Raw genomic sequence first — 12,699 nt, forward strand, 5'->3', positions numbered from 1 at the left:
ATAGTTAAAAGGAAGCTGTTTTAAGATCTTTCAAAACTGTCTCCATTTTTACAACGCCTTTATAACTTTTGATTAAAGTCCCACCGGAACTATATAGAAAAGAAGACGGAGAAGAAGTAACACCAAAAGTGTGATAACCTGCATCATGTTTATCGTTTAAAAGTTTGACATGTGATAAGCCGTTCAACTTGTATTTTTTTGAAAAAGCAAATAAGGAATCGACAGGCTCGGGTGATACCATCCAGACCTGCAAGGCATTTGCATTTATGGTTTTACCAATATTTTCAGCTTGCATCTGGCAGTATTCACAATCGGAATGAAAGAAAATAAGCCAAAGCGGCGAACCCGTAATATCATTGCGGGTTACATTTTCACCTTTCAATGAATTAAATGAAAAAGCAGGCAGAGACTCCATCCTTTTCTTTACATCCAATTTCTCCTCTTTCTTTTTATAAATTCCGTAACTCAGAAAACCTAAAAGGGAAATGATGATAACGATACCAAACGTCCGTAGTAAAATTTTCATTTCGAATACCAGTCAAAATTAAGTGTATGTTAAAGTCAGGAACATGACAAACGCCACCCAGATCACAAGGCCGGTACCATAGCTGGCCATTACGACCGTCATGGAGCGATTCATATCCAGCTCAGGCAACTCCTTTGTAAGTAAATAAGCCAGCACAATCCAATAGATGACTTCAAAAATATTGAGGACTTGTAGTGGGTATATTAGCCAGGGTTCGAGAGACTTGGGATCAAACATGTTCAAAGCCGACAAGGGATAAAAATATTGAAGATCTTGTAAAGTGTAGGTATGTTGAAAGAACCTAAACCACACTAGCTTAACCACAGGTGGAATTAAAAAAACAAATTCTGCTTTTACTGCGGTTTGAAACATTTTTTTAAATTCAAATTCATTCTCAGTAGCGTAAAATATACTTAAACTAAGACAGAGTGCAATTAGTGAACACTTTGCAAAGTAAATTATAGGAATGAATGCATACCACGTCCATTCCCATTTTCGATTTTGGGACAATATCGCTTCAATTTGTGACCGTCCCAAAGTACCAGCCAAGGTATTAAAATAAAGCTGATCAGAAATAAGCATTTTACTTGTCATCATTGAAATTAATACAACAAAGACCAGAAGGACCGAAAATTTATATCCCATAACTTATCATTCCTTTTTTTATTGTTGATTAAAACTGATTGTAGGTATCATTGATAGACCCTTCACCATTAAAATAAGACCTTAATAGCAATAAGCTCTCCTCAGAATTTTCCATCTCCCTGATTATGCCCCCACTCTCCATAAGTAATATTCTTTGTGAAATTTCCATTACATGGGTTATATCGTGACTGGATAAAAATATTGTTGTGTTAAAATTTTTATTGTAGTATTTGAGAATTGCGTTAAGCATAATTCTTGAACTTGGATCCAAATGTGAATAGGGTTCATCCAAAATTAAAATACTTGGTTCTTGTAATAAGCATGACACAATTCCTATTTTCATTTTATTCCCCTTTGAAAAGTCTCGAATATACTTTTTCTGACCCAAAATTTCGTTGTTAAAAAAAATGGAAAAACCGTTTATTCTTTCATCAATTTCCATCCTTGAAAGCATTTTCAATCCGCCAATAAAATGAAAATATTCCTCCACTCTTAAATAACCTATAAGGAAACTTTCATCCAGGTATGCAGCAACATTTTCTTTCCATGTATCATCATCACGTACATTTTGTCCATTGATTTTTACCTGTCCCTCATCTGGTAAAATCAAATCCAAAATTGAACGAAAAAGGGTTGTCTTCCCCGCCCCATTATTTCCGGTTAGGGCGACAAAACTGCCTTGATTCAAACTAAGGTTTGGAAGATCAAGAACCTTTTTCCCAGAATAGAATTTTAAAAGATTGCTTATTTCTATAACTTTCATAGCAACGCGATAAATTCATTTTCTTAAACTCTGTGTAAGCTCATATTTGTATTTATAAAACAATCTTTCCTGAAACCTATCCCACCTGGCCCCAAAGAATGAGCTTATCATACCAATTCCGCCTAAAATCCAAATCCCAAAAATCGTAGAGTCATAATGCCAAAAAGGCAACAATACAATACCTAGCAAAACGAAGTTAACTGCCATGTTAAGGTATTGAAAAGTATTTATTCCTTCATAATTGAACATTATTCCCTTGCTTACATCAATTGACTTTCTATTATAATTAGCAAAAAATATCATAAGTGGTAAAGTAATCCCAAGACCAATAAAAAAGCTTGGAATAAGATATTTTAATAATTCCGGACTAAAAAAAGCAAAAGGGAGTGTAATCAAAAAACCTATTAAACAACATGCAGAAAGCCATATTCTTTTTGCTCTAATATATTCCTTGAAAGGTATTTTGTTAGTGAGTATGGAATCAAAATAGCTCCCCTCCCAACCGTATATAAATTGACCATAATTTACCATAATTGATAAACAGGAAAAAATAGATATACTAAACATGTATAATAAATAAGATTCCGAGGATGCTTTAATAGAAACTTTGAACGCAATAAACATTAAATATATGATCAATACGACTGATATTGCCATCAGGTCTTTGGGACGTCTGTTACGAGTAGTTAACCTCCATTCTAGAATTAACAACTCTCCTACTAAGCCAAACCGACTTAGTATATTCAAAGAATCTGATGCAATAAAACCTTCTTTAGCAGAACTCGGAGAATATTCCCCGTACAATCGCTGCCTTATAAACGGAATATAGTAGTAAAATAAAAGACAGTAAGTTAAAAAACAAAGTGCACTGAAATATGGGTAGAATACAAATTGCGGCTCATAGGGAATCCAAGACGTGATATTTTTAATGATTAACAAAATCCCAATAAAAACCAGAACAGTCTTTATCAATTTGAGAGACAAGTCTTCTTTAATTTGTCTCAAAACTAAGTCATTAGTCAGAATCAATGCCCAGCTTCCTAATATCCATAAAATTCCAGTAAACACACCATCCCTGGGTATGATGAAGTAAATTGATATTGAGGTAAATAAAACTAATGAGAAGAAGTTTAATAAACTTACGATTTGATTTATCAATACATAGGTTAAAATAACACCTTTTTGAATAGGAAGAATCAAATATCCGGAGACATTCTGAAAATTCGTCCCTTGAAAAAACACTCTGACGGTAAAGTCTAGAAATAAATAATCAAAAAAGTACCTATTTATTAAATCAAGGGAATTGGCTTTGGGAAAAACAAAATCAAAAATTGCATCCAGCGATTGACCAAAAAAAACGATTAAGATGCAGAAATAAAGTTTATAAATAACTTCTAGGATAAAGAAAATCTTCCCGAGGAGCGAATATCTTTGCCGCCAGAAACCAATTGTTTCAAGAAAAATGATCAAACAAAATTTTACTACGTAATTAGTCACAATCTATCTCGTTTGTAATTCTTAGATATCCCGGCAACAATAATGATGATAACAACAAGAAATGCAGTTTTCATAATTTTCTTTCAAGAAGCCTTAACACTATATTTCAAGTGTTAAGGCTATCTAAATTATAAGACTAAAAATCGCCCCTCTGTAATTTTTGAACGCGGACGCCATTTACAACTGTATATCCACTTTCCAGAATTAGGCACCCGGCATAAGTTAGAGTACCAACGCCAAGCGCACCCGGACCCAGTCCAATAGAGGCCCACATAGCTGCTACACCCATCAAGGCGCAACCAACAGTTGGATCTTTGCTTCCAAATACACTTTCCATTTGAGAAATATCTAGCTTTTTCATTTCAATAATGTTAATGATAGAAACTCGCCCCAAATCACTTCCCACGCGGTTTGGGTTTCCGCCTGTGCTACGTAACATCTGTCATGACGAAACAAATATATTACAAATTTTTCTTGAAAAACAAAAGAAATTTCACCTCTAAAATTGAGGTGAAATTTCTTTTTCAGACCTGAAATGACAGAAATTAAAAGGCACAAAAAAGACCTGTGCAATCCATCCAGGAAACATTCCGGTTAATATAAAGGCCCTTCCCAATTGCATGAAAGCACCTTTGCAGGCACCACCTTTTATTTTAGTCATTTTGTCTTTTGGCAACTTTTTCATGGTTATCACAAAGAGATTGAAGATTTGTTTGATGTACAAAAACAGAATTGCAATATGATATCCGCTATCAGAAACGGTATTTCACGACACATTTACTGACGCCCGAAATGTTTTCCATTTCTGTCAACGGCAGGTTCCTGATTTTTAAAATATCGGTTTCTGGCTGTGGAAAGAGAAAAATACTCAATTCAAGAAGTTGAGCCTTGTTCTGGGAAGCAAAATGGCCTAGTGCGCCATATCCGTTTACACCGAGTTTTTTAGTAATCCGGTTTTTGTAATTGTCAATACTTTTGGGAAGTACGTCCAGTTTAATGGAAATCTCTTTCGATGTCATTCCCATGGCGACAAACACGAGCACTTCCCGCTCTTTTTTTGAAAGAAAATGGATAGTCGGGTTAACCGACAGGGATCGGGGTAATACTTTTTCCATGGTTGATGTAAAGTTTTAGATACACAAATTATCCATAGCACTTCACAACGTTGATATTTAGAAGCAATTTTACACACAAAATCCGATCGTGCAAACTTTATTCAAACTTTGATTAAAATAGTTTGGAAACAAAAAACCAACTTATTCTACAAGGAGAATAAGTTGGTCTGCTGATATATACATATCAAAAAAGAATTTCTATCCAATCTTCAAAACCTCTTTATACTGCATCCGATACAAATTCGCGTAAAATGCCTCTTTTTCAAGCAATTGCTCGTGTGTACCTTCTTCCATGATTTCACCTTTATCCACCACGATAATTTTGTCCGCTTCCTGAATTGTCGACAGTCTGTGGGCAATAACAATGGCTGTGCGGCCAACCATCAGTTTCTCGATCGCTTTCTGGATTAGCTCCTCGGTTTCACTATCTACGGAAGACGTGGCTTCATCCAGGACAATTATTTTAGGATTATGAACCATCGCACGTACAAAAGAAATCAACTGGCGCTGACCAACGGATAAAGTTGCCCCGCGTTCCATTACGTTATAGGTATAACCCCCCGGAAGTCTTTCAATAAAATCGTGAACGCCGACAAGTTTCGCAGCCTCTACGATCTTTTCGTGCGTAATTGTAGAATCTCCTAAACGGATATTGTTTTCTATGGTATCAGAGAAAAGAAAAACATCCTGCAAAACAACACCGATATTTTTCCGTAAAGCATTCAGCTCATATTCATGTACTTCCACGCCATCAACAAAAATCTGTCCTTTGTTAATATCATAAAAACGGCTTAACAAGTTGATTATGGACGATTTACCCGCGCCAGTAGCTCCCACAAAAGCAATCGTTTCTCCTTCATGTACTTTGAAATTGATATTTTTCAGCACGTAATCTTCGTCATTATAAGCAAACCAGACATCTTTAAACTCAACTTCACCTTTGATAACTTCAGGAACATAGGTGCCTTCATTTGAGGTATATTCATCACTATCAAGCAATTTTAAAATCCTGTCCGTGCTTACAATTCCCATTTGCAAAGTATTGAAACGATCGGCCAATTGGCGGATCGGACGGAAAAACAGGTTGATGAACATGACAAATGCTGTCACGGTACCAAAAGTAACTTCTGCATTCAAAATCTGCTTCGATCCATACCAGACTACAAGCCCGGTACCAGCAGCAGAAATCACATCCGCAACGGGATAATAGATTGAATAATAGAGGATTGACTTGATATTAGCATCCCGGTGAACCTTATTTATTTCCTGAAATTTTTCATATTCAATATCTTCACTGCTGAAAATCTGGACGATGCTCATACCCGTAATATGTTCCTGAACAAAAGAATTCAAATTAGAAACCGCAGCACGTACCTCGTTAAAAGCATCTTTTATTTTTTCCTTGAAAACATAGGTGCAAAAAAGCATTAACGGAATCATGGAAAGACTGATGACCGACAATTTCCAGTCGGTATAGAACATCACAGCAATAATCAACGTCAGTTGTAAAATATCTCCTGCTATTGCTGCCATACCGTCACTGAATACGTTAGAAAGCGTTTCTACGTCAGAGATTGTACGCGTTACTAATCGACCAATCGGTGTATTGTCAAAAAACTTCAATCGAAGTCCAATGATTTTTTCATACAGCTGCACACGGATATCACGAATAATGTATTGTCCCAACCATCCCGACATGTACGTGTTCCAGAATTGAACAAATCCCTGTACGATTAACACAAGGACCATTATCCCCAGCATAAGCGCCAGCTGATTATAATTTCCTTCCGCAATCGGTTTGTCAATCGTATATTTTATCAAAAGAGGCGTCAAAGGAGCTAATACCGCGTTGACCATAATGATCGCGATCAGCAAATAAAACTGCTTTTGGTATGGCCTAACGAATGTGTATAAACGTTTAAGAGTTGGCAGATCAAATATCTGGCCGCTTTTGGTTTCCTGATTCACAGACTGGTGGTTGTTGGTTTTTATTTCTTGTTCACTATCCTATATCTTATGCTCAACAATGAAAAAGTAAAATTCGTCACCAAAGAAACGAAGATTTCATTTTTTTGTCTAACTTTCTTACCTGCCGTTTTTTCAAACTCGTCAATCCAAACAATCAGGTCATGGAAATTTTTCTAAGTATTTGTCTTGGACTTGGCCTGAGTGCCAGCAGTGGATTCCGGGTTTTTCTCCCTATGCTGGTGGCCAATATCGCTACATTAAGCGGATGGATCACACCCGGTGAAGGTTTTGCATGGATGGCTACCTGGACGGCATTTTTTGTTTTGCTAACGGCAACCATCGCCGAAATCAGTGGGTATTATATTCCTTTCATCGATAATTTACTGGATACTATTGCCACGCCGGCCGCCGTCGTAGCGGGGACTCTGCTTTCAACATCATTTATTCAGATCGATAATCCGGTTTTGCATTGGGGACTGGGATTAATTGTAGGTGGAGGAACTGCCGGGTTGGTGCAGGCCGGTACGGGTCTTTTGCGTTTATTATCGTCCAAAACAACAGCAGGCTTTGGTAACCCGGTTGTATCGACGGCCGAAAATATTGCTTCATTCAGTTTGTCAGGATTAGCAGTTTTTCTGCCAATTGTAGCGTTGGTACTGGTAGTTCTGCTGGTACTTTGGCTTTTCAGGAGAATAGGAAAGCTAAGAAAATCTAAATAATACTTATGTTTGACACCATACCTGTTCATTCGTTACCAAAATCGCTTAGTGCTGTGCCCGCACTGAGAATTTACAGGTTTAAGAACAGCCAAGGAAAATCGACAGAAACGCCGGAAAATTTACCAATTACGCCTTTACCAACTGACACGCCGCACCGGCACAGCTACTACGAAATACTCTTTATTGAAGAAGGACAGGGATTTCATGAAATAGATTTCCATTCTTATTCAGTACAAGGAACAGGAATTCATTTCCTGACACCGGGCCAGGTCCATCTTTTGACTTTTTCGGCACCTTGCCAGGGATTTATCGTTGCTTTTTCAGAAGACTTTTACACTTTTTATAATCCATCTGCTACTTCACTTTCTAAATTCCCATTTTTTCAGACTTCCAAAAGACAGCCCATTTTACGATTATCCGATATTGAAAGGCATTATTTTCATAACATTCTTGAAAATATGGTGGAAGATCATCTTGGGAATGAGACTGACCAAAATATGCTGGGTCAGTATTTGGGACTCTTTCTTCAAAAATGTGCCATCATCAGCCAAAAAGAAGTAACGTCGTATCAGACTTCGGCTTCTTCGGTTCCGGAAATCGTCGGCCGTTTTCAGGAACTGGTTGAAAAGAATTTCAGGGAAATGCATGAAGTCCAGCAGTATGCCACAATCCTGGAAGTTTCTCCTGATTATTTAAGCAAAACCGTAAAACGATTCCTGGGCATTCAAACACAGGAATATATCCTGAACAAGCTGCTTCTTGAAGCCAAAAGATTGCTGGTTTTCACAAACCTTAGCAGCAAAGAGATTGCCTATCACATTCACATTGAGGACCCCTCCTATTTTGGGAGGATCTTTAAACGTAAATCTGGGTTGACACCAAACGAATACCGGGATTCAGTTCGGAAAAGTACCATTTAATAGCAAAAATGTACCTTGCCAACACTTCGTTGAAAATATATCTTTGTATTATCCTAAAATAAAAAGGCTAAATAATACTTTTGATATTAACACATGGAGATTCGTAACGACCTGTCCGCAGCTTCGCTTCAACCAAAAATTGACCGGTTGTGGCAACTTTCAGCAGAAAAAATTAATCTTATTTCAAAAGAATACGATACTTCCAAAGGTTCACCGGTTTTTACAGTAAACGGAAAATACACAACCCGTGGCTGGACCGAATGGACGCAAGGTTTTCAATACGGTGCCGAAGTTTTACAATTTGATGTTACAGGCGACGAATCATTTCTAGAAAAAGCCAGAAAAAATACGGTTGACCATATGGCGTCGCATGTCGGGCATTTTGGTGTGCACGATCATGGATTTAACAATGTAAGTACGTATGGAAATTTACTTCGGCTGATGAATGAAGGCCGGATCGAAGAAAATAAGTGGGAACGTGATTTTTATGAACTTGCGTTGAAAATTTCCGGGGCCGTTCAGGCAAAACGCTGGACAAATACAAAGGATGGCCAGGGATATATTCATTCTTTCAACGGTCCGCATTCGCTATTTGTTGACACCATTCGCTCAGTAAGAGCCCTTATGGTTTCTCATTTATTAGGGCATAGTCTGATGGGTGAAAATGATGTAAAAACGAGTTTATTGGAAAGGGGTACTTTCCATTCTCTGGCTACTGCAAAATATTCTGTCTACTACGGTGAAGGCCGTGACAGCTACGATCTGTGGGGCAGAACGGCGCATGAGAGCGTGTTCAATACCAATGACGGCAATTTCCGCTGCCCGAATTCCCAGCAAGGATTTTCCGGCTTCACAACCTGGACACGGGGATTAGCCTGGGCTATGACAGGTTTTGCGGAGCAACTAGAATCACTTTCTTATTTCTCAGATGATGAATTAGTACAAATCGGAGGACGGGAAAATATTGAAACCATCTACCTAAAAGCAGCAAAAGCTACCTGCGATTTCTACATAAAACATACCGCTTCCGACGGAATTCCATACTGGGATACGGGAGCTCCTCAGCTTTACAAATTAGGAGATTACAGCAGCAGAAAATCTGATCCGTACAATGATTTTGAACCAATCGACAGCTCCGCTGCGGCCATTGGAGCACAAGGATTGTTAAGGTTAGGAAAATATTTGAATGACAAAAATCAATCAGAAGAAGGAAATAAATACTGGCAAGCTGGCCTGACAACCTTAAACACGTTTTTCGATGAACCTTATTTATCAACAGACCCGAAACATCAGGGATTGATCCTTCATTCCGTTTATCATCGACCAAATGGCTGGGACAATATTCCGGATGGTCAAAAAGTACCAAACGGCGAATCCAGCATGTGGGGCGATTACCATGCGAGAGAGGTAGCATTATACTTACATCGCATCAACAAAAACTTACCATACTACTCATATCTGGGCGCGGTGAAATAATGGTTAATTGTTAAGGCCGGGTCGCCGGTGCGATTAATGGTTAATGGTGGCGTTTGAAGTTCTCGGACTAAAAACAACACTATTGAATATTGCTCTACACTAACTCCAACACTAATAAATAGTCAAAATTCAACCAACTAAAACATTAACCCTTAACCCTTAACCATTAACCATTAATATGGCTTCTCTCGATCGCTGTTGCATTCATACCATTACTACCAAGCCCTGGGCACTTCCGGAGGCTGTTGAAAAATATGCGGCGGCGGGTGTTAAAGGAATTAGTGTCTGGCAAAATGCTACCGAAGGTATTGGGCCAAGACGTTCCGGGGAACTAATTCGAGCGGCCGGACTTGAAATTGTTTCATATGTCCGGGGTGGATTTTTCCCTCACACAAGCAGCGCAGGACGTGCTCAGGCGATTGATCATAATAAAAAATTACTAGAAGAGGCCGCAGCGTTGGGCGCTCCTATGATCGTTTTGGTTTGCGGCGCATCGCCAGATCAGTCACTTGATATTTCCAGAAATCAGATCCGTGAAGGTATCCAAGCAATATTGCCCCTGGCAGAAAAGCTCAATGTAAAACTGGCTATCGAACCACTTCACCCAATGTACGCCGCTGATCGCTCTGCTATTAATACACTGGCTCAGGCCAATGATATGGCTGAATTTTTCAAGTCTGATTATGTTGGTGTTGCTGTCGATGTGTATCACTTATGGTGGGATTCTGAACTGGAAAAAGAAATCGCCCGCTGCGGAGCCAATGGAAATCTTTTCGCATACCACGTCTGCGATTGGAAAGTAAATACCATTGATCTTCTGAACGACCGTGGTTTAATGGGTGAAGGCTGTATTGACCTAAAAAAAATACGCAGTTGGGTCGAAGCCGCAGGTTTTAAAGGATTCTGTGAGGTGGAAATATTTTCAAATACACACTGGGCAAAGGATCAGGATATTTTCCTGAAAGAGGTTACAGAAGCTTTTATTCAACATGTTTAAAAATTATTACAAGCTTAAATCTTCAAGTATCTAAAGCTAACAGCCAATAACTAAACGCTAAAACCTAAAAAGATGATTACTCATACTATTGGCATTATCATGAACGGCGTTACGGGCCGCATGGGAACCAACCAGCATTTATTACGCTCTATCGTTGCTATAATCGAACAAGGAGGCGTTAAAATTTCGGCAGACGAGATCATTATGCCTGACCCAATTCTAGTTGGAAGAAATAAAGCAAAACTGGAAGCTTTGGGAAAACAATCCGGTATTTCAAAATTCACAACCGACCTGGATTCTGTTTTAGGTGATCCGCATTTTCAGATTTATTTTGATGCACAGGTTACCGGCCGCAGAGCACCGGCTGTAAAAAAAGCGATTTTGGCCGGAAAACATATTTATTGTGAAAAACCAACCGGAACTACCACCGAAGAAGCACTGGAACTATACGAACTAGCCACGGCAGTCGGACTTAAAAACGGTGTGGTTCAGGACAAACTCTGGCTTCCGGGTATGTTGAAACTGAAACGTTTGATGGAAAGCGGTTTCTTCGGAAAGATACTTTCTGTTCGCGGAGAATTCGGTTACTGGGTTTTTGAAGGCCATTCCATTCCCGCACAACGTCCATCCTGGAATTACAGAAAAGAAGACGATGGTGGAATTATCGTTGACATGCTTTGTCACTGGCGTTATGTGCTGGATAATCTTTTTGGAAAAGTCAAGGCAGTTTCCTGTCTTGGTGCCACACATATTCCGGAAAGAATCGATGAAAATGGGAAGCCCTATCACTGCACAGCGGATGACGCATGTTACGCGACTTTTGAACTGGAAGGTGATGTCATTGCCCAGTTCAATTCATCCTGGACGGTCCGCGTTCGTCGGGATGATTTACTGACTTTGCAGGTGGATGGAACAAAAGGTTCGGCCGTGGCCGGTTTGCGGGAATGTTATACCCAACATTATGGAAATACGCCAAAACCGGTATGGAACCCGGATATTGCTCAGCCTATACCATTTTTCGATGGCTGGGCAAAAGTACCGGAGCAGGAAAATTTTGACAATGCATTTAAAGCGCAGTGGGAATTATTTCTAAAACATGTGGTAAAAGACACGCCATTTCCATGGGATCTGAAAGCCGGAGCGCGTGGTGTTCAACTGGCAGAAAAAGGAATAGAAAGCTGGGAAAAACGGCAATGGGTAACGATCGACGAATTATAAAAGTCTTTCCATAAATCAACTTACTATTTTATGAAAAAGACTGCACTCATAACCGGAGGAAGCCGGGGAATTGGTTTTGGAATTGCAAAAGCACTGGCAAAAGAAGGATTTAATCTGGCAATTAATGGCGTTCGGGATGAAGAAAATGCCCTGGAAGCATTGCAAGAACTTCGGAAGCTTGGAGCTGATGTACTTTATTGCCAGGGAAGCATTGCTATTGCGGAAGATCGTGAGAAGATTATGACCAAAGCTTACGATTTTTTTGGACAAATTAATTTGCTGGTCAACAATGCAGGCATTGCGCCACGGGTAAGAATGGATTTACTCGAAACGACACCTGAAAATTATCAGGAAGTGTTAATGACCAATCTGGAAGGGCCATTTTTTTTCACCCAAAGTGTAGCAAAAAAAATGGCTCATACTAAGCAAAATAATCATGCTTTTGAAGCAACGATCATTTTTGTCACTTCAATTTCAGCAACGGTGGTTTCTACAAACCGTGGAGAATATTGTGTTTCAAAAGCCGGATTAGCGATGACAAGCGCCCTTTTTGCGGTGCGAATGGCAGAGTATAATATCCCGGTTTTTGAAATTAGGCCCGGCGTTATTGCTACCGATATGACTGCCAAAGTTCAGGAAAAATACAATGGACTTTTTGAAAACGGTATGGCACTGCAACCACGTTGGGGCACACCGGAAGATGTTGGAAAAGCAGTTGCATCACTCACCCGAGGCGATTTCCCCTATTCCACAGGTCAGGTAATTGGTGTTGATGGTGGAATGCTGATCGACAGACTTTGAGTAGCTGCTGGCTTTTAGCAGTAAGCTATTAGCTTTTTTAGCTCGTCGATACAT

Annotated in this window: 14 protein-coding genes; 6 read left to right on the forward strand and 8 right to left on the reverse strand. The window is 39.2% G+C overall.

The window, feature by feature from the left end; genetic code table 11:
* Window positions 1-4: 4 nt before the first annotated feature.
* The 8 genes from FZF08_RS08190 to FZF08_RS08225 all read right to left on the reverse strand — a co-directional run bounded on the left by FZF08_RS08190 (window position 5) and on the right by FZF08_RS08225 (window position 6,514).
* Window positions 5-526 (reverse strand): peroxiredoxin, encoded by a 522-nt coding sequence (locus FZF08_RS08190; RefSeq protein WP_159468152.1) that lies wholly within the window; start codon window positions 524-526, stop codon window positions 5-7.
* An 18-nt stretch (window positions 527-544) separates the two neighbouring features.
* The gene (locus FZF08_RS08195) at window positions 545-1,171 is read right to left on the reverse strand and encodes a hypothetical protein (protein WP_159468153.1); all 627 of its coding nucleotides are present in this window, start codon (window positions 1,169-1,171) and stop codon (window positions 545-547) included.
* Between the two features lie 28 nt (window positions 1,172-1,199).
* Window positions 1,200-1,934 (reverse strand): ABC transporter ATP-binding protein, encoded by a 735-nt coding sequence (locus tag FZF08_RS08200; protein WP_159468154.1) that lies wholly within the window; start codon window positions 1,932-1,934, stop codon window positions 1,200-1,202.
* A gap of 15 nt (window positions 1,935-1,949) precedes the next feature.
* Complete coding sequence (locus FZF08_RS08205; RefSeq protein ID WP_159468155.1) at window positions 1,950-3,431, reverse strand: DUF5687 family protein; 1,482 nt, start codon at window positions 3,429-3,431, stop codon at window positions 1,950-1,952.
* 136 nt (window positions 3,432-3,567) lie between these two features.
* Window positions 3,568-3,870 carry a hypothetical protein gene (locus FZF08_RS08210; RefSeq protein ID WP_159468156.1) on the reverse strand — a complete coding sequence of 101 codons (303 nt, stop codon included), beginning with the start codon at window positions 3,868-3,870 and terminating at the stop codon, window positions 3,568-3,570.
* Between the two features lie 60 nt (window positions 3,871-3,930).
* On the reverse strand, window positions 3,931-4,116 hold the full coding sequence (locus FZF08_RS08215; protein ID WP_159468157.1) for a hypothetical protein: 186 nt from the start codon (window positions 4,114-4,116) through the stop codon (window positions 3,931-3,933).
* Between the two features lie 67 nt (window positions 4,117-4,183).
* The gene (locus FZF08_RS08220) at window positions 4,184-4,546 is read right to left on the reverse strand and encodes a helix-turn-helix transcriptional regulator (RefSeq protein ID WP_159468158.1); all 363 of its coding nucleotides are present in this window, start codon (window positions 4,544-4,546) and stop codon (window positions 4,184-4,186) included.
* 198 nt (window positions 4,547-4,744) lie between these two features.
* The gene (locus FZF08_RS08225) at window positions 4,745-6,514 is read right to left on the reverse strand and encodes an ABC transporter ATP-binding protein (RefSeq protein WP_159468159.1); all 1,770 of its coding nucleotides are present in this window, start codon (window positions 6,512-6,514) and stop codon (window positions 4,745-4,747) included.
* Window positions 6,515-6,675: 161 nt separating this feature from the next.
* Between FZF08_RS08225 and FZF08_RS08230 the strand changes: the two genes are divergently transcribed.
* The 6 genes from FZF08_RS08230 to FZF08_RS08255 all read left to right on the forward strand — a co-directional run bounded on the left by FZF08_RS08230 (window position 6,676) and on the right by FZF08_RS08255 (window position 12,645).
* Window positions 6,676-7,233: a DUF4126 domain-containing protein gene (locus tag FZF08_RS08230; RefSeq protein ID WP_159468160.1), complete on the forward strand. Its 558-nt coding sequence runs from the start codon at window positions 6,676-6,678 to the stop codon at window positions 7,231-7,233.
* A gap of 5 nt (window positions 7,234-7,238) precedes the next feature.
* On the forward strand, window positions 7,239-8,153 hold the full coding sequence (locus FZF08_RS08235) for an AraC family transcriptional regulator (RefSeq protein ID WP_229216458.1): 915 nt from the start codon (window positions 7,239-7,241) through the stop codon (window positions 8,151-8,153).
* A 93-nt stretch (window positions 8,154-8,246) separates the two neighbouring features.
* On the forward strand, window positions 8,247-9,629 hold the full coding sequence (locus tag FZF08_RS08240; protein ID WP_159468161.1) for a glycosyl hydrolase: 1,383 nt from the start codon (window positions 8,247-8,249) through the stop codon (window positions 9,627-9,629).
* A 178-nt stretch (window positions 9,630-9,807) separates the two neighbouring features.
* The gene (locus FZF08_RS08245) at window positions 9,808-10,626 is read left to right on the forward strand and encodes a sugar phosphate isomerase/epimerase (RefSeq protein WP_159468162.1); all 819 of its coding nucleotides are present in this window, start codon (window positions 9,808-9,810) and stop codon (window positions 10,624-10,626) included.
* Window positions 10,627-10,698: 72 nt separating this feature from the next.
* Window positions 10,699-11,844 (forward strand): Gfo/Idh/MocA family protein, encoded by a 1,146-nt coding sequence (locus tag FZF08_RS08250; RefSeq protein ID WP_200837050.1) that lies wholly within the window; start codon window positions 10,699-10,701, stop codon window positions 11,842-11,844.
* Between the two features lie 30 nt (window positions 11,845-11,874).
* Entirely contained in the window at window positions 11,875-12,645 is a 771-nt protein-coding gene (locus tag FZF08_RS08255; protein WP_159468163.1) for a 3-ketoacyl-ACP reductase, read from the forward strand.
* Window positions 12,646-12,699 lie beyond the last annotated feature (54 nt).

It is taken from the genome of Dyadobacter sp. 3J3, from assembly GCF_009801115.1.
Lineage (GTDB): Bacteria > Bacteroidota > Bacteroidia > Cytophagales > Spirosomataceae > Dyadobacter.